This window comes from Telluria sp. RB2R28, assembly GCF_059685835.1.
The window spans coordinates 584,009-606,694 of the sequence record NZ_JCASIK010000001.1; the positions used below are offsets into that span (position 1 = coordinate 584,009).

Here is a 22,686-nt window from a genome sequence, read left to right on the forward strand (position 1 = left end):
CCTGATCAAGCGCCAGGTTCCTGGCGCTGACCTTCCTTGTCTTCCTGCTTGTCATCGCTGCCTGCCGGCGGCAGTCCCGGGATCTCGCGAATCATTTGTTCGGTGTCGTGCTGACCGGGCGAGCGTTCGCCGCTGCCGATGTCGGCTTCATCGAAGATGGCGCGATCCTTGTTTTTGGGGTCGACGTTGTTTGGCGTGTCATTCATGCTGGGCTCCAATAGCGTTATCAATGTTGTACGATCCTAACAGCCCCGGTGCGGTGATGTCGCGCGGCAGACCATGGTGAAAACTGTTGCTTTTTCGTCCGTGTACAGGGCACGTGTGCTTCCTGTCACAGAACGGCAACAATGGGCTTTCTATAATGTCGATAACATGAAAAACAGGAGGAGATCATGGGCTCGACGTTGTACAACAAGATATATCTGGGGCGCAGCTCAGTGCTGGGCTCGCGTAGCGCGCAGCTCGCGCTCGTGCTGGGCGTACTGGCCAGTGCCGGACTGGGTTGGCTGATCCTGCGTTCGCTGCGCTGAAGGTTGCCCCGGCGCGCTGTGACGCGTACCATGCGCCCTTTGGTCAACGAAATGCGGTAATGAAAAACGAAAAGCTCACGACGGACGAATACGACGCACTCGACATGGTGCGTCGCGGCGGTAAACAAGAGATGGCCAGTGCCTGTGTCGGGCGCAATTCGAAGCGCCTGTGTGGCATCAAGCTGATGTCCTATGGCCGCGACAAGCGGCTGACGCTGACCGACAAGGGTGAAGAAGTGCTGTTCCTGCGCCGCTGCGTGACGGGCCTGCGCGCCCTGGCGGCAGATCCGCAGGTGGCGCTCGACGAAGACGTACTGCGTTTCCTGAACCGCAAATCGCATATCGTGCCGCTCGAAGGCGGTGGCCATGGCCTGAGCGACAAGGGCCGCGAATCGCTGGCCGATATCGCCCTGAATGAAGAGCGCCGCTGACCGCGCTGGCCGTCCATCGCGGACGGCCACTGTACTACCTCTTTGCTCTTTTCTGAGTCCTCAGCAGCAGCTGGCCCGCAGCATTGCGCCTGGCTAGTGCGCGCGGCGGCGGGCTGGATACACCAGCGCCCGCACTGCCACTTCGGCCGGCACGTTCATCGTCGCGAGAAATTCGGCTGCGCGCTGCAGGCCGAGGGTCGGAATGGAGGCGATCGCCTGGTTGACCAGATCGGACGTGCGGCCGTCAACGCGCTGGTGGCGGGTCGTGGGCGTAGTGGGTGTCATGGCCATGTCGGGCATGTCATTCATGTTCATTATTGGGTCCAGGTATTGGGGTTGCGCCATCGGCCCGATGATTGTACGACCAATAATGTTTATTTAGCTATATAAATGTTTTGCCGGCCATGTAATGACACCGCTTCGTACCGCGACGCGTGGCGGGCATGCAACTGAAAGTACGCTAGGCGGGTAGCGTCTCGGGCGCTGGTGACGGCGTTGGCGCTGGCAGGCAGCGGCCTTCGGCCAGCAAGGCCTCGAATTGGTCCGCCGGCACCGGTTTGCTGAAGTAATAGCCCTGCATTTCATCGCAGCCGTGGCTGCGCAGGTAATCGAGCTGCGCGAGCGTCTCGACGCCTTCGGCGATCACGGCCAGCTTCAGGTTGTGGGCCAGCGCGATGATGGACGAGACGATGGCTGCGTCGTTGGCGTCGTGCGTGATGTCGGCCACGAACGAGCGGTCGATCTTGAGCACGTCGATCGGGAAACGCGACAGGTACGAGAAGCTCGAATACCCGGTGCCGAAGTCGTCGATGGACAGATTGACCCCGAGCGCCTTCATCCGGTGCAGCAATTCCACCGCCGGCGTGACGTCGCTCATGAACAGGCTTTCGGTCAGCTCGATCTCCAGGCAGGCCGCATCGAGCCCGGTCTCTTGCAGCGTCGCTTCCAGGCTGGCCATCAGGTTGGCCGCGCCGAACTGGCGCGCCGACAAATTCACTGCCACCCGCAGGCGCGGGTAGCCGGCAACTTGCCAGGCCTTGTTCTGCGCGCAGGCAGTGCGCATGACCCAGGCACCGATCGGGACAATCAGGCCGGTTTCTTCGGCCACGCCGACAAAGCGCCCTGGCGGCACCATGCCCAGTTCGGGATGGTTCCAGCGGATCAGCGCTTCCATGCCGACGATCTGGCCCGTCTTCATGTCCACCTGCGGCTGGTAGTGCAGCACGAATTCGTCGCGTTCGAGCGCATTGCGCAGCGCGCCTTCGATGCGCACCCGTTCCATCGCCTCGTCGTTCATGCTCGGCGTGAAGAACTGGAAGTTGTTGCGCCCCAGCTTCTTGGCCCGGTACATGGCAATGTCGGCGTGCTCGATCAGGTTTTCGCTCAGCGTGCCTTCGGTCGGGAACACTGCCACGCCGACCGAGCAGGTCACGAAGAATTCCTTGTTGCCGAGCATGACCGGCTGGGCAACGGCATCCATGATCCGCTGCACGACGGCAGGGGAGAGCGGCTCGTCGGCATGCTCGTTGAGGATCACGACGAACTCGTCGCCCGACAGGCGCGCCACGGTATCGGCGTCGCGCAGCGCCGCGCGCAGGCGCGCTGCCACCGTTACCAGCAGCACGTCGCCGGCCTTGTGGCCCATGCTGTCGTTGACGAACTTGAAGCGGTCCAGGTCGATCAGCATGACCCACACCGGCCGCTCGCTGCGGCTGGCAAACGCAATCGACTGGCTCAGGCGATCCTGCAGCAGCGAGCGGTTGGGCAGGCCGGTGAGCACGTCGTGCTGGGCCACGTGGTGCACGCGCTGTTCGGTCAGCTTGCGCTCGGTGATGTCGCTGCCGGTACCGCGGTAGCCTGTGAGCACGCCCGCCTCGTCGAACACGGGCTCGCCATTGACGCAGAACCAGCGCGCGTTGCCATCGTCATCGACGATCTGGTACTCGAGGTTGTTGAACGCTTCGCGCGCCTGCATCTTGGCCAGGTGGGTACGGCCGCTTTCGCTGTCGAGCAGGCCCGGCACGTATTCCCAGCGCGTCTTGCCGATCAGGCCCTGCACGGCGACGCCCGACTTTTCGGTGAAGCCACCGGTGATCATCGTGAAGCGCAGCTCGGCGTCCTGTTCCCAGTACCAGTCCGACGACATCGACACCAGCTGGCGGAAACGCTGCTCGCTGTGCAGCAGCGCTTTTTCGGCGCGTTCGCGCGCGACCATGTCGTCGATCAGCTGGCGGTTGCTGCGGCGCAGTTCCGACGTGCGCTGGCGCACCAGTTGCTGCACTTTGCGCGCCCGCTCGCCGGCCGACTGCACGAACGCGGCGCCCATCAGCGTGACGAGGATGCCCCCGCACAGCAGCGACAGCGAGGCGAGATGATCGGCCAGAAACGGCCGGGGCGCCGCGGCGACCTCAACGCGCCAGGCCCGGCCGCCCGCATGCAGTATGGTGTTCTGCATGCCGTGGTCGGGGCGCAGCCAGCCGGCAAATTCGTGGCGCGAGGCGCTTGAGGTAGGGCCGTTCGAGAACAGCAGGGCGGCAGGGTCGGCATGGTCGCCGGCGTACACCGACACGAAGATGTCGCCGCCACCCAGCAGGCCGGCAGTGGCAAGCGATTCGCGCACCAGTTCCTTGCCCCGCAGGACAACGGCCGTGTTGCCGCGCATGACGCCTTGCTTGTCGACTACCGGCTGCACGAGATCGAAGCTGGCCTGGCTTGTCGGCGCCTGGGCCAGCGCGAACAGGCTGCTGGCAGCCGGCTGGCCCGTGCTGCGTGCCAGCTCGAGTGCGTCCATGACGGCAGCGTTGTGGGACAGGTTCAGGCCCAGGGCCGCTTCGTTGCCAGCCATCGGTTCGACGTATTCGATGACGTGATAGCGGGTGCGCAGCGGCGCGGGCACCTGGCCACCCGGCGTCATCTCGGTCAGGATCGTGCCGGGCCGCACATGCTGCAGCTCGGCTTCGATTAACGCGCGTTCATTGCCCGGCACGACGCGGTGGAAATTGAACGCCTGGATGAAGCGGTGGCGCTCGAGCAGGGCGGCCGTGAAGTCGGCAAACCGTTCGCGGCTCACCGGCTCGCCCCTGGAAAACAGCTGGTTGGTGACGGCCAGGACTTCAAACGCCTGGCCCATGCCCTGGCGCACTGCCGCCACGCGCTGGTCGGCGCGCTGGCCGAACGCGAGCGCCATATTGTCATATTCGAGGTGACTGACACCGATGAACAGGCCGAAGGAGGCGGCCATGCCGCCCCCGAGCGTGAGGGCTGCCGCGAGAGTCAGTGAACGGGGCAGTCGGCGCGGCATGTTATCGAAAGGTCCAGGTCAATCCGTACAAATGAGTCAGGAGCGCACGTGGCAGACGGTTCTTGCCGACGAGCATGAATGCGCGCCAGTGTGTCATACAAGAGGCTGGCGCCGCAAACTTATCGTATTGTGAGGGACAATCTGCCCGTCGTGGGTAAAACCGTGTTAGCCCCGGCGCCGCGCCAGCCAGGCCACCACGCCGCGCGCGAGCAGCCGGTTGGCCCAGCCGAAGCCGATGCCGCTGCGGTCCCGGCCGCGCCGTGCGAGGCGTAGCAGCAGGCGTTCGCCGCGTAAAGGCAGGGTGGTGGGGCGCATGGCGAACAGGATCCGGTTGTTGCCGGCGATGTGCCGGAACCAGATTACGCGCCCGTCGAAGGCATCCCCCAGCCGTTGTAAGAAAGACACATAATCCGGATCGTAGGTGAAAATATTGGCCACCATTACGCCGCCGGGACGCAGCGCGCGGCGGCCGGCGGCGTAGAACGCGCGGCTGGCCAGCGCCGGCGGCAAGCCGCCCCGGTCGAAGCCATCGACCAGCAGCACATCGGCGTCCCCGGGCGTGCGCGCCAGATAGTCGGCTGCGTCGCAATGCAGCACCCGCAGGCGTTCATCATCCGGCGGCAGGCAGAACAGGTCGCGCAGCGCGATCACATCGGCGCGGATCTCGAGCACCGTGATGCGGGCCTGTGGAAAGTGCCGGTAGCAGAACTTGGCGAGCGAACCGCCGCCCAGGCCCACCATCACGATGTGGCGCGGGCGCGGCGCGAACAGCGCAAAGCACATCATGGCGCGGGTGTAATCGAGGACGAGGGCGTCGGGCTGCGCCAGCAGCATCTCGCTTTGGACATCGCCAGGTGTGAATGCGAGGGTGCGGCGCTTGCCGTCGCTCACGACCAGGGGCGCGGCGACGGCAGGTGGTTCAGGAAGATCGTGGGGCGCGGGCATCTGGCAAGTATATGCCGCCGCGCCCCGCCGCCCCGCCGTATTACGCGGCGCTGCCCATCAGCGGGACGACGCCGAACACCAGCGCCGCCGCCAGCATGACCAGTGCCGCTGAGATCGACCAGATCAGCGTGAAGCGCTGGTGGTCGCCAAACTCCACCTTGCACATGCCGACCAGCAGATAGGTCGAGGCGACCAGTGGGCTGAGCAGGTGAACCGGCTGGCCGATCACCGAGGCGCGGCCGATTTCTGCCGCCGTGATGCCGTACACTTCGGCCGCCTTGGCCAGCACCGGCACGATGCCGAAGTAGAACGCGTCGTTCGAGATGAAGAACGTGAACGGGATGCTCAAGAGGCCCGTGACAACCGCCAGGTACGGCCCCATCCAGTCGGGCACGCCCGCGATGACGGACAGCGCAATCGCATCGACCATCTTGGTGCCTTGCAGGATGCCGACGAAGATGCCGGCAGCGAAGATCAGCGACACCACCGGCAGCACGTTGGCTGCATGGTGCGCAATGCGCTCTTTCTGCTCTTCGAGGCCCGGGTAGTTGATCATGATCGCGACGGCGAAGAAGATCATGAACAGCACGGGCAACGGCAGCACGCCCATGATCAGGAATACCATCAACAGGGTCGTCATCGCGAAGTTGATCCAGATCAGCCGCGGGCGCTTGATCGCGGCGTTCGAGACGTCATTGTCGTCACCACCGCCACCATTGCCACCACCGGTGGCCAGCGCCGGTTCGCCCGACGATGCTACGGTCGATTCAACCCGACCGCCCGCCAGCTGGTGCACATTGCCATCGCGCGCCGAGGCAGCGGCGGCAGGGCTCCAGTGGCCGGTGGTGCCGTTCATTTCAGCGGCCAAGGCCGGCTGCAGCACGGCGACATTCTGCGCTGCCTGGGCAGCTTTTTCCGCTTTTTCGGCTTGCGTCGGCAGCGTCATGATGCCCAGGCGCTTGCGCTCCTTCATGCCCAGCACGCAGGCCACGAACACGACCCAGATGCAGGTGACGGCCATCGGCAGGATCATCGGCACGAAGATGTCGCTGACGTCCACGCCGAGGGCGGTGGCGGCGCGCGCCGTCGGGCCGCCCCACGGCAGGATGTTGAAGACGCCGCCGGCCAGCATGATCACGCAGGCGAGCACCAGGCGGCTCATGCCGAGGCGCACGTACAGCGGCAGCATGGCGGCAACGGTGATCATGTAGGTCGTCGCGCCATCGCCGTCGAGCGAGATGAACATCGCCAGCACGGCGGTGCCGACGACGATCTTGAAGGGGTCACCGCCGACGAGCTTCAGGATCAGGCGCACGACCGGGTCGAACAGGCCCGAATCGATCATGATGCCGAAGTACAGGATGGCGAACATCAGCATGACGCCGGTCGGGGCCAGGTTGCGGATCCCGTCGAGCATCATCGGGCCGAGCTGCGGGCCGAAGCCGCCGATCACGCCGAACCCGATGGGCACCACGATCAGGGCCACGAGCGCCGGCAGGCGCTTGGTCATGATCAGGTACATGAACACGACGACCATGGAATACGCCAGGATGGTCAACATCATCATCATTCTCCTTGCCGGTGCGCTTGCCGCACGCGGTGTGTGGGCCGCTGGGGCCCGGGGTGTTGGTGCAGGTGGCGCGTGGGGTTGTGGTGCACAGCTGCTTCATGCAGACCGATGCACGGTCGATCGCGCGCCGTTTTTTTCAGGCGCGGTTCAAACGGGGGAAAGCGCGGCCAGGGCGGCGCGCGCGGGGGCAGGGAAGTGCATGGTGTCTCCGATCGTTGTCGTTGGTGTGCTGCTGTTTGCACCAACTATAGGCGTGCGTGCCTTTCAATTGGCTTTCAGTGCACTTGACGCTTCAACGATCGCCGCCGCGGGGAATACCACGCGCACGCTCAGGCCAGGCCCGTCGCCGGACTGGCCCAGCGTGATGCCGGCGCCGTGCAGGTTGGCGATATCGCGCACGATGGCCAGTCCCAGCCCGGTGCCGCCCGGATTGGCTTCGAGCGTCGCCTGGGCGCGGTAGAACGGCATGAACACTTTATCGACATCGACGGCTGCGATGCCCGGCCCGCTGTCGCTGACCGTGAGCGCCACCTGGTCGCCTTCGCGCCGGACCTGCAGCAGCACGCTGCCGCCGGCGGGCGTATAGCGGATGGCATTGTCGACCAGGTTCGACACCAGTTCGTGCAGCAGCAATGCTTGGCCCGGAACCGTGGTCTGATCGTCAGCATCGGCTTCGAGCGCCAGGTCGATCCCTTTCTGTACCGCCGGCAGCGCCAGTTCCAGCCCGACCTGGCGCGCCACCTCTGACAGCGAGACCGGCGCATCGGGCGTGCTGCCGCTGCCATGCTCGATGCGCGCGAGCGTCAGCAGGCGGTTGGCCAGGTGGATCGCCCCGTCGGTGGTGCCGGCAATCGAGCCGACAATGGCGCGCATTGCGGCCGGATCGTTTTCGCGCAGGGCCAGTTCTGCCTGGGTCTTAAGGACCGCCAGCGGGGTGCGCAACTGGTGAGAGGCGTCGGCGATGAAGCGGCGCTGGCTGGCGATCAGGTCCTGCGTGCGCGCCATTGCGCCGTTCATTGCCGCCACCAGCGGCCGCACTTCCTTGTGCACGAGCGCCGGGTCGATGTTCGACAGGTCGGACAGCGCGCGTGTTTCGACCTCGTTCTTCAGCAGCATCAGGGGCCGCAGCACCAGGCGCACGGCAAACCACACCATCGCCGCCACCGCCAGCACGAGCAGGGCCTGGCGCAGCAGGGTGCTGATCAGGATATCGCGCGACAGCGCCTGGCGCGCGTCGAGCGTCTCGCCCACCTGGATCAGCGCGATGCCGCGCATCGAGTCGTCGTAGACCGGTTGCAGCAGCGCGGCGATGCGCACCCGCTCGCCGTTGTAGGTGGCGTGATAGAACCGCACCAGCGCCGGATACAGGTCGGTGCGCGGCACGTTCTTCGGCACCGGCGGCAGGTCGTCGTAACCCGACACGGTTTCGCCGTGCAGGCCCGTGACCTTGTAATAGATGCGGCCCAGCGTGTCGGTCTCAAAACTGTCGAGCGCCACGTAGGGCACGTTGGCGACAACCTTGCCGCCCTGGACCGAGACCCGCTCGGCCAGCGCGCGCGTGGACGAGAGCAGCGAGCGGTCGTAGGCGACATCGGCGGCCTCGAGGGCATCGCGGTACAGCGAGACCGCATTGAGCGCGACGAGCAGCACCAGCGGCAGGATCAGCCAGCGCAGCAGTTGCCCGCGCAGGCTGCCCAGTGGGCGGCCGGCGGTGATCTGGAGCAGGGACGCGCGCAGGGTCATCGCGTGCGGGGGCTCAATCGGGCCGTTGCTGCATCAGGTAACCGATGCCCCGCAACGTGACGATCATCGCGCGGGCATCCGGGAACTTTTCGAGCTTCTTGCGGATGCGGTGAATATACAGTTCGATGGCGTCGAGGTTGACGTCGTCGGCCAGCGCGAACACTTCGTCGAACAGTTTTTCTTTCGACAGCGCGCGGCCCGGGCGTGCAATCAGCGCTTCGAGCACGGCGTGCTCGCGCGGCGTGAGTGCGAGCGCTTCGCCGCAAATGGTAAACATGCGCGAGACGGTGTCGAAGCGCAGGCCGCCGCATTCGTGCACCAGCGCTTCGTTGCCGCTGCGGCGGCGCAGCAGCGCTTTGACGCGCGCTTCGAGTTCGGCCAGTTCGAACGGCTTGGGCAGGTAGTCGTCGGCGCCCAGGTTCAGGCCCTGCACGCGGTCTTCGAGGCCGCCGCGCGCGGTCAGGATCAGCACCGGCGTGCCGCCCCGCGCGCCGCCGCGCGCACGCAGCCGGCGCAGCACGTCCAGGCCGTCCATCTTGGGCAGCGTCAGGTCCAGGATCACCAGGGCGTAGTCCTGGGTGTGGAGCAGGGCGTCGGCATCGGCGCCGGTGGCGGCGCATTCGACGGTCAGCTTCGCGTCGCGCAGGGCCTTGGATACCCAGTGGGACAGTTCGACATGGTCTTCAACGAGCAGGATTCTCATCGCGCCAGTGTAAACGCAAAGCGGCTTTCCCGAAAAGCACCACTGAAAGCGAACTGAAAGGCTGGCGCACATATAGTCGGCCCACAAGCAGCGACCCAGCTGCAGCAGATACCCATAACAACGTTCGGAGACACATGAAACAATCGGCCCTCGCGCTTGCCGTCCTGGCAGCGCTGTCCCTTTCCGCACCTGTCCTCGCCCAGAGCAACGTCCAGGTCTATGGCCTGATCGACGCCGGCGCGGAATTCGTCAACCATGCCGGCGAGGACGGCGGCAACGCAGTGCGAGTCATTTCGGGCGGCAAGAACACGTCGCGCTGGGGCTTTCGCGGCAGCGAAGACCTGGGCGGCGGCCTGAAAGCCGTCTTCAACCTCGAAGGCGGCATCCTGCTCGATACGGGCGCCAGTGACGGCGCGATCTTCAAGCGCCAGGCCTACGTGGGACTGGAGAACGATCTGGGCCGGATCGTCATCGGCCGCTCGTTTACCACCGTATATGAACTGGTGATCAAGTTCGATCCGATGGGCTTTGCGCCCAACTATTCATGGGCCACGGGCGGCAGCGCCACCCGGCCATCGCGCTACGGCATGACGACCCAGTTCGATAACCTGATCAAGTACACGGGGCGCACGGGCGGCTTCACGTACGGCGCCACGGTCGGCCTGGGCGAACGTTCGGGCAGCTCGCGCGAAGGGCGCAAGCTGGCGCTGGGCGGCTCATGGTTCGGCGATGGCCTGGGCGTGATGGCCTCGTGGGAGCGGATCGACGGCACGCCCATCGAGGGCGTGGCCACGAATGCGCTCGACGAAACGACGGCGTACCACGTGGCGGTCGACTACCGCACCGGCCCGTGGCGCTACTCGGCCGGCAAGCGCGGCTACAAGATGGCGCAGGGCCGCACCAACCTGGCCGACCTGCGCGGCGACACCTACTGGGGCGGCATCACGCGCACAATCGACGCGGTCACGCTGACCGGCGCGGTATATCACATCAACACGAAGAACCTGCCTTCGAATCTGGACGCCGACCCGACGATGTTCGTCGCGCGCGCCATGCTGGCGCTGTCCAAGCGCACGGACCTGTACCTGTCGCTGGCGCACGCAAAGGCGGACAACGGCCAGCTGATTGGCCTGTCGCGCGACGATCCGGGGTTCGGGTCGACCCAGAGCGGCATCACCGCGGGCATGCAGCACCGCTTCTAGTACCGCCACGCGGCATCGTGCGGCGGTATCATGAGGCATGAAATCCTCGCACGTTCTCCTGTTGACCATCCTGGCGTTCGGCGGCCTGCCGCACGCCGGCGCCGCCGAATGCCTGATTCCGTCGAAACCCGGTGGCGGCATGGACCTTACCTGCAAGCTGGCGCAAAAAGCGCTGCACGATCAACCGGGCGCGCCTGAACTGACGCTCAGCTACCTGCCGGGCGGCGTCGGCGCCGTGGCCTGGCACTCGGTCGTTTCGCAGCGCCGCAGTGAGCCCGACACGCTCGTCACGTTTTCAGGCGGCTCGGTACTGAATCTCGCGCTGGGCAAATTCGGCAAGGCCGACGTCGACGACGTGCGCTGGGTCGCGGCCTTCGGCGCCGACTACGGCATGGTCGCCGTACGCGCCGATTCCCCCTACAAGACACTGTCCGACTTGCTGGGCGCGATCAAGCGCAATCCGAAGCAGGTCTTGATCGGCATGTCCGGCACCGTCGGCAGCCAGGACTGGATCAAGATGGCGCTGCTCGCCCGGATGGCCGGCGTGGACCCGCGCAAGCTGCGCTTTGTCGCCCTCGAAGGCGGCGGCGAGCAATTCATCGCGATGGGGGCAGGGCATGTGCAGGCGGTGTCGGGCGACACGTCCGAAGCGCTGCTGGCAGCCAGAGCCGGCAATGTGCGCGTGCTGGCGGTGCTGTCCGAAGGGCGTTTGCCCGGCGCGCTGGCCGGCGTGCGCACGGCGCGCGAGCAGGGGTACGACGTGGTGTGGCCGGTGATTCGCGGCGTCTGGATGGGGCCGGACGTGCGCGAGGCGGATTACCGGCGCTGGGTGAAGGCATTCGACGGCGTCGAGAGCTCGCCCGCGTTCGCCGAAATGCGGGCGCAGGCCGGGTTGTATCCGTTTGCGCTGACGGGCGATGCGCTCACGCGGTATGTCAAGCAGTCGGTGGATACGTATCACCGGCAGGCGCGGCAGTTCAAGCTGCTGAGGGAGCCGTAGGTCTTCGGGCAGCGCTTCTTGTACGCACCAGGCGCCGATGCCAGAGATGGTCGATCTCCACTCTGGCCCGGCGTGGGAATTGTTGCATTTTCTGTGCACGTCGCGGTGCTATGCTGCCCTGATCTTTTTCCCGGCGCTCGTAGTTGGCGCTTGCCTGTACATGCTGAATCATCTACTTGCGGCGTACCTGCTTGTCATCTTCCCGGCGTGGAATCTCTGGCATAGCCTGCGTCCCAAGCGTGGCAAGCCGCCCCGTTCACTGATGCGCCAGTCCTGTTCGATGAGCGCGCATTCGCTGGCCTTGCTGGGCGTCTTGTGGGCAGGTTCATTGCAGTCAGGGTACACGCTGGACCAGCTCGGCTTCGAGATGCCGCTGTCGAGCGCCGGCGCCTGGGGCCTCGGGTGTGCAGTCTTGCTGCTGTGCGGCTTGTGGGCGATCGGCAGCGTGATCGAACGTCGTAAAACACCGCGAGCGCGTGCGGAGGACGAACGCAAGATGCTGGCGTCTTCGTCCATGTGGCCGCGCAACCTGGCTGAAGCGTTCGCATTCGCCACGAGTATGCTGATCGTGACGGGCGGGTGGGAAGCACTCTATCGCGGCTTTTTACTATTGCTACTCACGCCTGTCATTGGCCTTCCATTGGCGATTGCCGCATCTGCGCTTGCCTATGGTATCGGGCATGGCTATGCAAATCCAAAGCAGCTTGCTGGCTCGATCATCTCGGCGTTCTTTTTCACCATTGCATATGCCTGGACACAGAGTCTGTGGTGGTTGATCCTCATTCACGTGTTCATACCCTTGAGTACGATTCCGGCAGTGATGCGTGCGCAGCGCCGTCAGCCTGCTCCACAGCCCGCCATCACGTCTGTCATCGCCAGCTGAAGGTCGCTTCTGTCCCGCAGCTGGCGGTATTGACAGTACGTGACTTTTTTACAACGGCAACCTATCATGCTGGCATGAGGCCCTCGTGCGGGCCAGAAGCTGACTGACTGTCAAGGATATCAATGCGTGCGGAACTGCCACCGGCAATTGTTGTAACTCCTGACGGCGAAGAGGTAAGTTCGCTCGATGTTCAGAGAGGGAACCACCACCGTTTGCGTGTGGAGACTGACTCTGGCAGTGGTGACGTCGCTCTCAATTTCTCAACCCGTCGTGCGATGTACGATTTCGCTGTATCACTCCTTCAGGAGGCCGTATACGGAACAAGTGGGCAGCAAGAGTTCTACCCGCTCGGTATCGACGGGAACTGGGTGGTCGTGAATGGTGTGAGGATGAGCGAAGACAGTGCCCGATTGCTTGTCTTCTACGGAAGTTCATCTGACGTCAGCGCGTCCTAGGTCCGCCAATCAGAGGGCACGTGCTCTACATCGCATCAATCAATCGGATTGCTGTCAGATCGGCGTTATTTTTATCGTTTTTCTTTGACGGAAGACGGCATGCGCAATACACAGTACAGACCATTTGAGCCCACTTGCTTATGACTTTACCACCCGTAATTCCTCCGTCGGTTATTTGCGAAGATCCCGGCGTGTACCGGACGCTATTGGAATCCACCAAGGCAATTCCATGGCGAATAGACTGGGCCACGATGCGGTTTACCTACATTGGTCCACAGATCGAAGAACTTCTGGGATGGAGCCAGGCAAGCTGGCTCACCGTGAACGACTGGGCCGATCGCATCCATGAGGAAGAGCGTCAGAACACGGTCGAGTTCTGTGTGGCGCAGTCGCAAAAAGGCGTTGACCATGAGGCTGACTACCGCGCCATTACGCGCCAGGGCGAGCATGTCTGGATCCGGGATGTGGTTCACGTCGTGCGTCGCCCTGACGGCAGTGTGGAGTCGTTGGTCGGCTTCATGTTTGACATCTCGGCGCGAAAAGAGGCCGAAGACAAGATCGTTCAGTTGCAGCGCGAACTCGAGCTTTTGTCATACCGCGACAGCCTCACGGGTGTTGCCAACCGACGCATGTTCGACGCTGTCTATCCCGTGGAATGGGTGAAAGCACGCGAAAGCGGTCACCCGCTGTCTCTCGTGATCATCGATATCGATCACTTCAAGCAGTACAACGATCACTATGGTCACGTGCAAGGTGACGAGTGCCTGCGACGCGTGGCCCAAGTGTTCGATGCAGCGGCATCCGATCCGGACGACCTGTGTGCCCGTCTCGGTGGCGAGGAATTCGTCTTGCTGTTGCCTGGCACAGACCGGGAGGCAGCGTGGAGCAAGGCTGAGCGCTGCCGCAAGCTGCTCGCGTCGCAAGAGATTTTGCACGCCCGCTCCGGCGCTAGCCGGCTCGTCACCGTGAGCATGGGTATCGGCACCATCGTGCCAGGTGCCCAGGATGACGCCAAGGCGTTCCTCGAGCGGATAGATCGCCGTCTTTATCAGGCGAAGTCAGCAGGACGTGACCGCTTCTGCGACAACGAAGCTTAGTGTCGACGCGATTGTTCGCCGGCTTCACGAAAGGCGTCGATATTTTAATGAAGCAGCCAGCAAATCGATGTCCGGAAGCGCTTGGCGTGAGATTGCGTGATATTGCGCGTCCTCAGCCCAGATAAACTCTACATTTTATAACCCTGGGAATAGCAGCCTATGTCCGAAATGCAGTTTGCTGACAACTATCGCGATCTGAGCAACTCGACAGGCGTCGATGCAGGGTTCCAGTTCGAATTTTCCTGCGAGCGCTGTAGTGACCGCTGGCGCACGCACTTCAAGCCGTACCGCAGCGCCCAGGCCTCGGGTTGGCTGCAAAAGGGGGCAAGCATGTTCGGTGGCCTGCTCGGCAATGCAGGCAGCGTGATCGACAGCATGGCCCAGGCAGGCTGGCATTCGGCGCGCGACGAAGCTTTTACTGAGGCAGTAGCCGCTGGCAAGATGCACTTCAACCGGTGCGGAAACTGTCACGACTACGTCTGCAACCAGTGCTTCGACAATGCGAACGGCCTTTGCTTCAACTGCGCACCCAATGTGAAGGTGAAGATCACGCAGGCACGCGCCCAGGGCGAAGTGTCGGCCGCGTCCGAAAAGGCAAACGCAGAGGGCCAGACGCGCGGTGGACGCCTGGACGTCACGCAGAACATGCAACTGGTGTGTACGCAATGCCGGGCCGAAACCCATGGTGCGAAGTTCTGCCCGGAGTGCGGCCATCGAACTGCCCAGCAGGTTGCTTGTCGCGCCTGCTCGACGACGCTACAGCCGGGAACAAAGTTTTGTACCGAGTGCGGCGAGCGTCAAGCGTAAGTCTGTACCGAGCCTGTCGACGCGGCGATCCTTCAACGCCGCGCCGATCATCGGCATGAAGTCTTGGTTTATATCGCATTAACACCAAGCAACCATCTCCCCATGCCGTAGACTGCATTACACACATGCAACCAGGCAAAGTCGATGACCGCCATCACCACGTTCTTCAGCCACCAGCCGATGTTTGCGCTGTTCTTCACCATCGCCGCGGGCTACCTGCTGGGGGCGGTCAGCGTGAAAGGCTTGTCGCTCGGTTCCGGCGCGGTGCTGTTCGTCGGCCTCGCGGTCGGTGCCGCTGTGCCTGACCTGGTCTTGCCCGGGATGCTCGGCAATCTGGGCCTGCTGCTGTTCCTGTACGGCGTTGGCATTGCCTATGGCGCCCAGTTCTTTCGCGGCTTGACGACGCCTGACGGCATCAAGGCGAACCTGGCGGCGCTGCTGGCGGTCATCACGGCGTTGGCGCTGGCGGTTGGCGCGGCGTGGCTGTTCCCGGTGTTTGCCTTGCCCGAAGCGCTGGGCGCCTTCGCCGGCGCCGGCACCAGCACGGCTGCGCTGCAAGCGGCGCTGGCCGTGTTCGGCACGTCGGCTGCGACCGGGTATTCCGTCGCGTACCCGGTCGGCGTGGCCGTGCCCATCCTGCTGCTCGGGCTGTACAATGCCGTGTTCAAGCCGGCCAGTCTGGCGCCGGCGTCGTCCGCGCTGCACCTGGAAGAAATTGACGTGGCCGAATTTTCCGTGCTGGGGATGACCCTGTTTGAGGCTGCAGCGCGCTTGCCCGACGGTGTCGCTATCGTTGCGCTGCGGCGCGGCGAGCACAATCTGGTCGCCGATAGCGCCATGCGCATCGAGCCGGGCGACCGCTTGCTCGTCGCAGGCAATGACCAGGCGGTACTGCACGAAGTGGCCACGCGCTTTGGCCCGGCGCATCCGGGCGGCATGCTGCACGACAGGAGCGACCTCGACTATGACCGCTTTTTTATCTCCGCTGCCAGCATGGCCGGCTTGCCACTGAGCGCGCTGGCGCTGCCGGCCGGACTCAATGCCCGTGTCCTGCACCTGCGGCGAGGGGATGCCGACCTGGTCCTGAACCCGGGGCGCCTGCTCGAACTGGGTGACCGCATCGGCGTGCTCGCGCCGCGCAGCAGCTTTCCTGCGCTGCGCAAGCTGTTCGGCGACTCGGTGCGCAGCACGGGGGAGGTGAGCTATATCGGGATCGGCGTCGGCGTGACGCTGGGACTGGCGTTCGGCGCGATCGTCTGGCCGTTGCCGCTGATCGGGCAGTTCTCGTTCGGGTTTGCGGGGCTGCTGCTGGTCGCGCTGGTGCTCGGCTGGCGTCGTCGCAGCGGGATGTTCCAGTGGGCGTTGCCGATCCCGGCCAATCTGGTCTTGCGCAATTTTGGCCTGACGCTGTTCCTGGCGGTCGTGGGCATTTCGTCGGGCGCGACGTTTGCCGCGGCGATTGCCAACGATGGCTTGCTGTACCTGCTGCTGGGCAGCGCGATCGCGGCCACGCTCGTCATCGTCACGATGGTCATTGCCCTGTTCGTGTTTCGCCTGCCGTTCGACAGCGTGGTCGGCATCGTGGCCGGCACCACGGGCAATCCGGCCATCCTTGCATTCGCCAACCGGATCGCGCCGACGGACCGCCCCGACATCGGTTACGCGATGATTTTCCCGTCGATGACGGTGCTCAAGATCGTGCTCGTACAAGTGATCGGGGTCGTGGGGCGGTGAACTTTTCACGTGTCCGCAATCCGCGCACCGTAAAATAGCGGTTTGATCGATCAAGCACGGACTATTTTATGGAACCAGCAGAGCAGCGTTATCTCGTCCGCCAGGACAAACGGTCGGACGACGGCAAGAAGCCACCCGTCTTCGCGAAGGTCATGCGCAGCAAGGAAGGCAAGTTCGAAGGCGTCTCCTTCATCAAGAACAAGGAGAAAGCGACGATCATGACGATCGCGCAGGCGGACGAAGTCATTGCCTGGGCCACGACCAAGAAAGACAAAGCGGCCGAGTACGAGACCCGGATCATTTGCGTCGGCCAATAAGCCACCCTGTTCGGCTATCCGAACGCACCACACGACCACATCATGCACAGTGAACCACCCGTTTCCCAGCGCCTGCGCGCGCTGGTCCGCTCGATGCCGCGCACCGGCATCACCCTCAGTGAACTGATCCGCAGCGTCGGCAACGACGGCCTCCTGATCCTCGTGGCGCTGCTCACGCTGGTGTTCCTGATCCCGATTTCGATTCCGGGCGTGAGCACCGTGTTTGGCGCCGCGATTCTGCTCATCAGCGTCAGCCGCCTGATCGGGCGCGACTTGTGGATTCCGTCCAGGCTCGAACACCGTGTCATTGGCACGCGCAAGCTGCGCCCGCTGCTGCGCAAGGCGCTGTCGTGGCTCAAGAAGCTCGAGCGCGTCAGCAAGCCCAACCGTATCCAGTGGCTGGTCGCTACCGGTGCGGTCGCCTTCTTCAACAACGCGGCCCTGATCCTGGGCGCCGTGCTGCTGATGATGCCGTTCGGCCTGATCCCGTTCAGCAACACGTTCCCGGCCGTGGCGATCCTGTTCCTGGCCATCGGCCTGCTGCAGCGCGACGGCGTCTGCATCCTGCTGGGCCACATCAGCAATGTCGTGACGATCATCTATTTCGGCGTGCTGATTGGCGGTGGTGGCCTGGCCGTGCGTGAACTGGTCAATCGCTTCATCGGCTGACGGCAGGGTTGACTTGTTGCAAGGCATCTCTTTCTGATAAGCTGGCCGGCAGCCGCCTGTGCGCCGTCTACCGGCCTCCAGGCGCGAATCAATCACCCCGCACCCCGGCCCGCCAGCCTGGTGCCGGCACCCCGGAACGCCGAACATGAGTAACAACATGCCTATGCTGGATGCGTCGACGATGGTGCTGGTGCTCGCCCTGGGCAACCTGACCCTGTGCGCGCTGCTGACCTTTTTCAATCACGGTCCCGTGCGCGCCCCTGCGATGACGTTCTGGAGCCTGTCGAAACAGATCCAGGGCGGTGCCTGGCTGCTGCTGGCGCTGGGCGACGCTGGCGTGGTGCCGGCCCCGATCTCGATCCCCGGCGGCTATGCGCTGCTATTTGCCGGCGTGGCGATCGAAGCCGGCGCCTCATGGGAAGCAGCGCGCCGGCCGGCCTGGCGCACCCCGACCCTGATTCTGGGCGGCGTGGCCGTCCTCGTGTTCTTCCTGTGCTACCTGGTCGACGAAGAGGGCTTGCGCAGCGTGGCAGCATCACTCCTGCTGGGCGCGTTCTATCTGTCTGGCGCGGTGGCGCTTGGCTGGCGCTGGCGTGATGCGAGCCTGTTGCAGCGCTTCCTGTCGCTCGCCACAGGGGCGCTGGCGCTGGTGGTCGCGGCGCGCGGCTTGTCGGTGCTGCTGCTGCCACGTGGCTGGGGCTGGCTCTCGAACGACCTGCTGAGCCAATTCTCCAGCGGCGCCCTGTACCTGCTCCTGCTGGGCAATGCCTTTGGCGTGCTGCTGCTGAGCCGCGAACGCCTGCAAGATACGCTGGAGCGGCTCGAGACCATCGATCCTCTCACCGACGCGCCGAACCGGCGTGGCTTCTTCCAGCTGCTTGCGCCATGGCTGGCGCTTGCGCGCCGGCCCGGCCTGCCGACGGCGCTGATCGTGTTCGACCTGGATGGCTTCAAGCGGGTCAATGACAGCTACGGCCATCCGGCCGGCGACGTGGTGCTGCACCAGATGGTCGCGCTGTGCCGGCGCCAGTTGCGCGACAGCGACCAGCTGGGGCGCGTGGTGGGCGTCGAATTTGCCGTCCTGCTGCCGCGCACGAGCCTTGATGAAGCCGTGATGGTGGCCGAGCGCATCCGCGCCGCGATCGACACGACGCCGGTCAAGAGCGAACGGGCGATGATCAAGCTCACGGCCAGTTTTGGCGTGACGACGATCCGGCCCGAAGACAGCACGACCTCGCTGTTCCAGCGCGCCGACGAGGCCATGCAGCGCGCCAAGCAGGCTGGTCGCAACCGTGTGGCGCCTGCGAGCGAAGCGGTCGCCGATATCTAGCTTAGAGGCGAGCTTGCAGGCTCATGTAACGCGCCCGTCACGGTGGCCGCTTATGCTCATGAGCCATGCCGACCATCGATCAGGAATCACCCATCTATGCCGCTGTCGAGCTTGGCTCGGACAGTTTTCGCCTGCACATCGGCCGTTTCAATGATGGCGTGCTCGAGCTCGTCGCGACCATGTGCGAGAAGGTCGAGCTGTCGGCGTCGCTCGACGAAGACGGCATGCTCGACAGCGCGGCGCTCCGGCGTGCCCTGGCGTGCCTGGCCCAGTTTCGGGGCGCACTCGACGCATGGAAGCCGCACGCCGTGCGCGTCGTCGCCACCGCGGCCCTGCGCATGGCGCGCAACGCGGCCTTGTTCTTGCCCGCAGCCGGGCGCGCGCTCGGTCACCCGGTCGACATCATCGCGGGCGACGAAGCCGGGCGCCTGGTCTACCTGGGCGTTGCCAACACACTGGGCGCGGCCGACCCTGCGCCGCGCCTCGTGCTGGACATCGGCAGCGTGTCGACTGAGCTGGTGATCGGGGAGGGCGCCACGATCCGGCGCATCGAATCGTTCGCGCTCGGTGCGGTGCGCCAGAGCCTGACCTTTTTCGCGAACGGGCGGATCGACGCGGCGGGCTTCGACGCCGCCGTGCGTTCGAGCCGCAGCCGCTTTGCCGAAGCGGGGTTCGGCGCGCGCGGCTGGGACATGGCGTATGGGGCGTGCGGGACGGTGCGCGCGCTGGCCGGCCACGCGCACCGGGGCCGGAACGTGGACACGCCGCTGACACGGGCCGATCTCGCGGGTCTGCGCGATGCCTTCATCGCCACCCGCCAGGACGTGCATCTGGCGGGCGGACTGGCGCTGCTGTGTGGCTTGATGGAGGAACTCGAGATTGCGGCAGTCACGCCGGTGGTTGCCGGCCTGCGCGTCGGCGCGCTGTGGGATCTGCGCCAGCGTGCCGATGCGCTCAATGGCCGGCTAGCCGATCCGCTGAATCTCGCCTGACGCGTCGGCGGCCGCCGGATCGACGATCAGTGGCGTCACGGGCGTGCTGTCACGCAGCCAGCCGAACAGGATCGCCATCATCAACGGGCCGACGAACAGGCCAATCACGCCCAACGTGGACACGCCGCCCAGCAGGCCGAACAGCACCGCCAGGAACGGCAGGTTCACGCGCTTGCCGATCAGCTTCGGGCGGATGAATTTATCGACCAGGAACAGCTCGACCGCACCCCAGGTGAACAGGCCCAGGGCCTCGGCCGAATTGCCCTGGCCAAACAGCAGCAGCGACACCATCGTGAACGACAGCGGCGCGCCGCCCGGGATCAGGGCCAGGTAGCCGGTAATCACGCCCAGCAGCACCGGGGCCGGCGCGCCGGCGATCCAGTAGGCCACGCCCAATACGATGCCTTCGAGGATCGCAATCGAGCCCAGGCCGAGCGCGGTGCCGCGCACCGACAGCGGCAGCACGCGGCGCAGCTTGGCATACTGGACAGGCGCCAGGCGCTGGCCGGCGCCGTCGATGTAATGCATCACGGCCGCGCCGTGCAGGTACAGCACGAACAGCGTCAGGAGCGTCAGGAACAGATACAGCGCATTGGCCAGGATGGTCGAGCCCCAGACCCGCGCCGTATCGGTCAGGTGCGGCATGAAGTCGCCCAGGGTCGTGCGCACGAGGGCGTTCAGGCCGCCCGGCACAGCCAGGTGTTCGAGCCACCAGGTGACGGCCGGTTCGGCCACCAGCGGCAGGCCCGTCAGCCAGGCCGGCACCGGCACGCCGGTCTGGTTGAAGCTGATGAGCAGGCGCTGCAGGCTGGCCAGTTCGCTGCTGAGTGTATGGAACAGCAGCACGGACGGGCCCACGAAGCTGACGATCAGCAGCACGAGCATGAAGGTGGCGCTGGCCAGCGGCGGCCAGCCGCGGTGCAGCATGCGCTGGTGCAGCGGCCACGTGATCACGGCCAGCAGGCCGGCCCACGCGATCGAGCCGAGAAAGTGCTGGAGCAGCAGGGCCAGCGCGGTGGCAAACAGCACCGGCAGGATCCATTGAGTCTTGGTGCGCATACTGGCCTGGGTCGGGTTCATAAATTACTGGGGTGCGCAGGGGCCAGCGAGACAAAGCTCGCGGCGCCGACAAGTTTACAGCAGAGTCGTCGCCTTGGCAGGATAATTCAGGTGTATCTCCTGCAAAAGAGGAGTTTGCCGAAGCTTTACTTCGAAAAAACAGAAACCTCGCTCTATGAAGCCCCTATTGTCACCCGGATTGGCGTCGGCTGCCGGCGGGGCGTCTTTACCCAGCGTGCATTCTTGTCCGACAGCATACTGCCAAATCGTTTATATTGTTTGCCTTCTCAACGACGGAGCGGCCCATGCCCCGCACACCTGCCGCCAAATCAGCATCCCGCGCCGCGCCTGCGGCCGCGAAAACCACAAGGGTTGCCAAGCCCGTGAAGGCTGTCGCCAAGCCCGCCAAGCCCGCCGCAAAAACCAGCGTGAAGGCGGTGGTCAAGTCGGCCGCCAAGGCGCTGGCCAGCAGCCCGGCCCGCAAACCCGCCGCGCCACGCGTCGCCGCCAAATCACCGGTCGTGCCGATCGTCGAACGTGCTCCCGCAGTAGAAGCGCGTCCGGCACTGGTGCGCGACAGCTTCACGATGCCGGAAAACGAGTATGCCGTGCTGCTGGAAGTAAAACAGGCTTGCCTGCGCGCCGGTGTCGACGTCAAGAAAAGCGAACTGCTGCGCATTGGCGTGGCCCTGCTGGGCCAGCTCGACGTGGCGACCTTGCAAGGGGTGCTGGCGGCGCTGCCGCAGCTCAAGACCGGACGGCCACCGGCGCAGGCGTAACGGCCAGGGCGTCGTGCACCGTCAGTGCAGCGCCGCGGCGCTGCTGAGTTCCTTGAGCTCGCGGATCGGGATGTTCGATTTTTCGTGCATGCGCAACAGGATCGTCGCGCCGACATTGAGCTTGCGATGGCGGATCTTGCTGATGATCGGTGGTTGCACTTCCAGCACGCGGCACAGCTCCGCGTCATTTTTCAACTGCATGCGCTCGATCAGTGTGTCGAGCAGCTTGTTGGGCACGAAGCTCGACGGCTCCAGCTCGCGCGCTCGTTGCATCGCATCGAGCAATTCCTGTTTTTTCTGGCGTACGCTCATGTCGGTTCTCCCTGATGAAACATGATTCAGGACAGACCGGTCGTTCTGGATAATCCTTGCCTGTTTTAACAGCTGTTTGCGGCAGGTCGTTGCGATATTACTACGATTGCGTCGCGCACGCGTCGGCTCATTTAACTAATTTCGCCGTAACCGAGCGTTTCTTCCCGGAATTTACGCTAATTTCAGGCCTGCGTGGGTCAGCAGCAGAACCTTGTCGGCCATGGCAGCCGCAGCGTGGGAGTGGGTGACCATGATGGCGCCGGCGCCATGCGCGCGCGTCTCGTCGCGCAGCAGTTGCAGGATGCTGCCGGCGGTTTCGGGGTCGAGGTTGCCGGTTGGCTCATCGGCCAGCAGCAGGGCCGGGCGGTGCACCAGTGCGCGGGCAATCGCCACGCGCTGCATCTCGCCGCCCGACAGCTGGCGCGGAAAGTCGCCGCCCCGCCCATGCAGCCCGACCGCATCGAGCATCGCATCGGCACGCTCGAGCGGCGCCTTGTTCAGCAGCAGCGGCAGGGCGACGTTCTGGCGCAGCGTCAGGTGCGGCAGTACGTGGAAGGCCTGGAAGATGAAGCCCATGCGGGTGCGGCGCAGCCGGGTGGCGGCGTCGTCGTCCAGGTTCGAGATCGGCGTGCCGTCGATGATCACGCGCCCGCCGTCAGGCGTGTCCAGGCCCGCGATCAGGTTCAGCAGCGTCGATTTGCCGACGCCCGATTCGCCCATGATCGCGACGAATTCGCCGGCCCTGAACACGTGCGAGAGTTCGGCCAGCACGGTGCGGCCGCCATACGATTTGGTGAGCTGGTCGAGTTCGAGCATCGGGTGAGGTG

At 64.6% G+C, this 22,686-nt stretch carries 23 protein-coding genes; 13 read left to right on the plus strand and 10 right to left on the minus strand.

Translation table 11 applies throughout. The annotated features are described in order from the left end of the window. Window positions 1–5: 5 nt before the first annotated feature. On the minus strand, window positions 6–206 hold the full coding sequence (locus AC56LV_RS02595; RefSeq protein WP_499555804.1) for a hypothetical protein: 201 nt from the start codon (window positions 204–206) through the stop codon (window positions 6–8). A gap of 186 nt (window positions 207–392) precedes the next feature. Between AC56LV_RS02595 and AC56LV_RS02600 the strand changes: the two genes are divergently transcribed. Together AC56LV_RS02600 and AC56LV_RS02605 are read left to right on the plus strand one after the other, a co-directional pair. Next, window positions 393–530: a hypothetical protein gene (locus AC56LV_RS02600; protein ID WP_499555806.1), complete on the plus strand. Its 138-nt coding sequence runs from the start codon at window positions 393–395 to the stop codon at window positions 528–530. A 59-nt stretch (window positions 531–589) separates the two neighbouring features. Further along, window positions 590–961 (plus strand): hypothetical protein, encoded by a 372-nt coding sequence (locus tag AC56LV_RS02605; RefSeq protein WP_343027743.1) that lies wholly within the window; start codon window positions 590–592, stop codon window positions 959–961. A gap of 93 nt (window positions 962–1,054) precedes the next feature. On the opposite strand, the gene AC56LV_RS02610 is transcribed toward AC56LV_RS02605, so the two are convergent. The 6 genes from AC56LV_RS02610 to AC56LV_RS02635 form a co-directional block, all read right to left on the minus strand. Next, complete coding sequence (locus AC56LV_RS02610; RefSeq protein ID WP_499555808.1) at window positions 1,055–1,276, minus strand: hypothetical protein; 222 nt, start codon at window positions 1,274–1,276, stop codon at window positions 1,055–1,057. Window positions 1,277–1,421: 145 nt separating this feature from the next. Beyond that, the gene (locus tag AC56LV_RS02615; RefSeq protein ID WP_499555810.1) at window positions 1,422–4,262 is read right to left on the minus strand and encodes a bifunctional diguanylate cyclase/phosphodiesterase; all 2,841 of its coding nucleotides are present in this window, start codon (window positions 4,260–4,262) and stop codon (window positions 1,422–1,424) included. 165 nt (window positions 4,263–4,427) lie between these two features. Next, window positions 4,428–5,207, minus strand: coding sequence for a fused MFS/spermidine synthase (locus AC56LV_RS02620; RefSeq protein ID WP_499555812.1), 780 nt, complete (start codon window positions 5,205–5,207; stop codon window positions 4,428–4,430). Between the two features lie 40 nt (window positions 5,208–5,247). Beyond that, a complete protein-coding gene (locus tag AC56LV_RS02625; protein ID WP_499556770.1) occupies window positions 5,248–6,768 on the minus strand; it encodes a CitMHS family transporter in 1,521 nt (506 codons plus the stop codon). A 273-nt stretch (window positions 6,769–7,041) separates the two neighbouring features. Then, window positions 7,042–8,520: a sensor histidine kinase gene (locus AC56LV_RS02630; protein ID WP_499555814.1), complete on the minus strand. Its 1,479-nt coding sequence runs from the start codon at window positions 8,518–8,520 to the stop codon at window positions 7,042–7,044. A 13-nt stretch (window positions 8,521–8,533) separates the two neighbouring features. After that, window positions 8,534–9,223, minus strand: a complete 690-nt coding sequence (locus tag AC56LV_RS02635; RefSeq protein WP_332529995.1) for a response regulator — start codon at window positions 9,221–9,223, stop codon at window positions 8,534–8,536. Window positions 9,224–9,357: 134 nt separating this feature from the next. Between AC56LV_RS02635 and AC56LV_RS02640 the strand changes: the two genes are divergently transcribed. From AC56LV_RS02640 to AC56LV_RS02685, 10 genes are all read left to right on the plus strand, one after another. Beyond that, the gene (locus tag AC56LV_RS02640) at window positions 9,358–10,425 is read left to right on the plus strand and encodes a porin (RefSeq protein WP_499555816.1); all 1,068 of its coding nucleotides are present in this window, start codon (window positions 9,358–9,360) and stop codon (window positions 10,423–10,425) included. A gap of 37 nt (window positions 10,426–10,462) precedes the next feature. Beyond that, on the plus strand, window positions 10,463–11,425 hold the full coding sequence (locus AC56LV_RS02645; protein ID WP_499555818.1) for a tripartite tricarboxylate transporter substrate binding protein: 963 nt from the start codon (window positions 10,463–10,465) through the stop codon (window positions 11,423–11,425). Window positions 11,426–11,471: 46 nt separating this feature from the next. Beyond that, window positions 11,472–12,308: a CPBP family intramembrane glutamic endopeptidase gene (locus tag AC56LV_RS02650; RefSeq protein WP_499555820.1), complete on the plus strand. Its 837-nt coding sequence runs from the start codon at window positions 11,472–11,474 to the stop codon at window positions 12,306–12,308. A gap of 595 nt (window positions 12,309–12,903) precedes the next feature. Then, window positions 12,904–13,860, plus strand: coding sequence for a GGDEF domain-containing protein (locus tag AC56LV_RS02655; protein WP_499555822.1), 957 nt, complete (start codon window positions 12,904–12,906; stop codon window positions 13,858–13,860). Between the two features lie 159 nt (window positions 13,861–14,019). Further along, window positions 14,020–14,667 (plus strand): double zinc ribbon domain-containing protein, encoded by a 648-nt coding sequence (locus AC56LV_RS02660; RefSeq protein ID WP_499555824.1) that lies wholly within the window; start codon window positions 14,020–14,022, stop codon window positions 14,665–14,667. A 144-nt stretch (window positions 14,668–14,811) separates the two neighbouring features. Continuing rightward, a complete protein-coding gene (locus tag AC56LV_RS02665) occupies window positions 14,812–16,401 on the plus strand; it encodes an aspartate-alanine antiporter-like transporter (RefSeq protein ID WP_499555826.1) in 1,590 nt (529 codons plus the stop codon). Between the two features lie 68 nt (window positions 16,402–16,469). After that, window positions 16,470–16,718, plus strand: coding sequence for a hypothetical protein (locus AC56LV_RS02670; RefSeq protein WP_183551000.1), 249 nt, complete (start codon window positions 16,470–16,472; stop codon window positions 16,716–16,718). 42 nt (window positions 16,719–16,760) lie between these two features. Then, a complete protein-coding gene (locus AC56LV_RS02675; protein WP_499555828.1) occupies window positions 16,761–17,387 on the plus strand; it encodes an exopolysaccharide biosynthesis protein in 627 nt (208 codons plus the stop codon). 157 nt (window positions 17,388–17,544) lie between these two features. Next, window positions 17,545–18,717, plus strand: coding sequence for a GGDEF domain-containing protein (locus AC56LV_RS02680; RefSeq protein WP_499555830.1), 1,173 nt, complete (start codon window positions 17,545–17,547; stop codon window positions 18,715–18,717). A gap of 65 nt (window positions 18,718–18,782) precedes the next feature. Further along, window positions 18,783–19,709, plus strand: coding sequence for a Ppx/GppA phosphatase family protein (locus tag AC56LV_RS02685; RefSeq protein ID WP_499555832.1), 927 nt, complete (start codon window positions 18,783–18,785; stop codon window positions 19,707–19,709). Here the strand turns inward: AC56LV_RS02685 and AC56LV_RS02690 are convergent. Beyond that, complete coding sequence (locus AC56LV_RS02690) at window positions 19,683–20,768, minus strand: AI-2E family transporter (protein ID WP_499555834.1); 1,086 nt, start codon at window positions 20,766–20,768, stop codon at window positions 19,683–19,685. The genes AC56LV_RS02685 and AC56LV_RS02690 overlap by 27 nt on opposite strands. 305 nt (window positions 20,769–21,073) lie before the next feature. On the opposite strand from AC56LV_RS02690, the gene AC56LV_RS02695 reads away from it, so the two are divergent. After that, complete coding sequence (locus AC56LV_RS02695) at window positions 21,074–21,547, plus strand: hypothetical protein (protein ID WP_499555836.1); 474 nt, start codon at window positions 21,074–21,076, stop codon at window positions 21,545–21,547. A gap of 21 nt (window positions 21,548–21,568) precedes the next feature. Here the strand turns inward: AC56LV_RS02695 and AC56LV_RS02700 are convergent, their stop codons facing one another. Both AC56LV_RS02700 and AC56LV_RS02705 read right to left on the minus strand, forming a co-directional pair. Next, a complete protein-coding gene (locus AC56LV_RS02700; protein ID WP_499555838.1) occupies window positions 21,569–21,859 on the minus strand; it encodes a hypothetical protein in 291 nt (96 codons plus the stop codon). Between the two features lie 171 nt (window positions 21,860–22,030). Further along, entirely contained in the window at window positions 22,031–22,675 is a 645-nt protein-coding gene (locus AC56LV_RS02705) for an ABC transporter ATP-binding protein (protein ID WP_499555840.1), read from the minus strand. Window positions 22,676–22,686 lie beyond the last annotated feature (11 nt).

Excerpts from the sequence above, each read along its gene's own strand:
- AC56LV_RS02595 (WP_499555804.1), bottom strand. The coding sequence starts at position 206 with ATGAATGACACGCCAAACAACGTCGACCCCAAAAACAAGGATCGCGCC.
- AC56LV_RS02600 (WP_499555806.1), top strand. The coding sequence starts at position 393 with ATGGGCTCGACGTTGTACAACAAGATATATCTGGGGCGCAGCTCAGTG.
- AC56LV_RS02605 (WP_343027743.1), top strand. The coding sequence starts at position 590 with ATGAAAAACGAAAAGCTCACGACGGACGAATACGACGCACTCGACATG.
- AC56LV_RS02610 (WP_499555808.1), bottom strand. The coding sequence starts at position 1,276 with ATGAACATGAATGACATGCCCGACATGGCCATGACACCCACTACGCCC.
- AC56LV_RS02615 (WP_499555810.1), bottom strand. The coding sequence starts at position 4,262 with ATGCCGCGCCGACTGCCCCGTTCACTGACTCTCGCGGCAGCCCTCACG.
- AC56LV_RS02620 (WP_499555812.1), bottom strand. The coding sequence starts at position 5,207 with ATGCCCGCGCCCCACGATCTTCCTGAACCACCTGCCGTCGCCGCGCCC.
- AC56LV_RS02625 (WP_499556770.1), bottom strand. The coding sequence starts at position 6,768 with ATGTTGACCATCCTGGCGTATTCCATGGTCGTCGTGTTCATGTACCTG.
- AC56LV_RS02630 (WP_499555814.1), bottom strand. The coding sequence starts at position 8,520 with ATGACCCTGCGCGCGTCCCTGCTCCAGATCACCGCCGGCCGCCCACTG.
- AC56LV_RS02635 (WP_332529995.1), bottom strand. The coding sequence starts at position 9,223 with ATGAGAATCCTGCTCGTTGAAGACCATGTCGAACTGTCCCACTGGGTA.
- AC56LV_RS02640 (WP_499555816.1), top strand. The coding sequence starts at position 9,358 with ATGAAACAATCGGCCCTCGCGCTTGCCGTCCTGGCAGCGCTGTCCCTT.
- AC56LV_RS02645 (WP_499555818.1), top strand. The coding sequence starts at position 10,463 with ATGAAATCCTCGCACGTTCTCCTGTTGACCATCCTGGCGTTCGGCGGC.
- AC56LV_RS02650 (WP_499555820.1), top strand. The coding sequence starts at position 11,472 with ATGGTCGATCTCCACTCTGGCCCGGCGTGGGAATTGTTGCATTTTCTG.
- AC56LV_RS02655 (WP_499555822.1), top strand. The coding sequence starts at position 12,904 with ATGACTTTACCACCCGTAATTCCTCCGTCGGTTATTTGCGAAGATCCC.
- AC56LV_RS02660 (WP_499555824.1), top strand. The coding sequence starts at position 14,020 with ATGTCCGAAATGCAGTTTGCTGACAACTATCGCGATCTGAGCAACTCG.
- AC56LV_RS02665 (WP_499555826.1), top strand. The coding sequence starts at position 14,812 with ATGACCGCCATCACCACGTTCTTCAGCCACCAGCCGATGTTTGCGCTG.
- AC56LV_RS02670 (WP_183551000.1), top strand. The coding sequence starts at position 16,470 with ATGGAACCAGCAGAGCAGCGTTATCTCGTCCGCCAGGACAAACGGTCG.
- AC56LV_RS02675 (WP_499555828.1), top strand. The coding sequence starts at position 16,761 with ATGCACAGTGAACCACCCGTTTCCCAGCGCCTGCGCGCGCTGGTCCGC.
- AC56LV_RS02680 (WP_499555830.1), top strand. The coding sequence starts at position 17,545 with ATGCCTATGCTGGATGCGTCGACGATGGTGCTGGTGCTCGCCCTGGGC.
- AC56LV_RS02685 (WP_499555832.1), top strand. The coding sequence starts at position 18,783 with ATGCCGACCATCGATCAGGAATCACCCATCTATGCCGCTGTCGAGCTT.
- AC56LV_RS02690 (WP_499555834.1), bottom strand. The coding sequence starts at position 20,768 with ATGCGCACCAAGACTCAATGGATCCTGCCGGTGCTGTTTGCCACCGCG.
- AC56LV_RS02695 (WP_499555836.1), top strand. The coding sequence starts at position 21,074 with ATGCCCCGCACACCTGCCGCCAAATCAGCATCCCGCGCCGCGCCTGCG.
- AC56LV_RS02700 (WP_499555838.1), bottom strand. The coding sequence starts at position 21,859 with ATGAGCGTACGCCAGAAAAAACAGGAATTGCTCGATGCGATGCAACGA.
- AC56LV_RS02705 (WP_499555840.1), bottom strand. The coding sequence starts at position 22,675 with ATGCTCGAACTCGACCAGCTCACCAAATCGTATGGCGGCCGCACCGTG.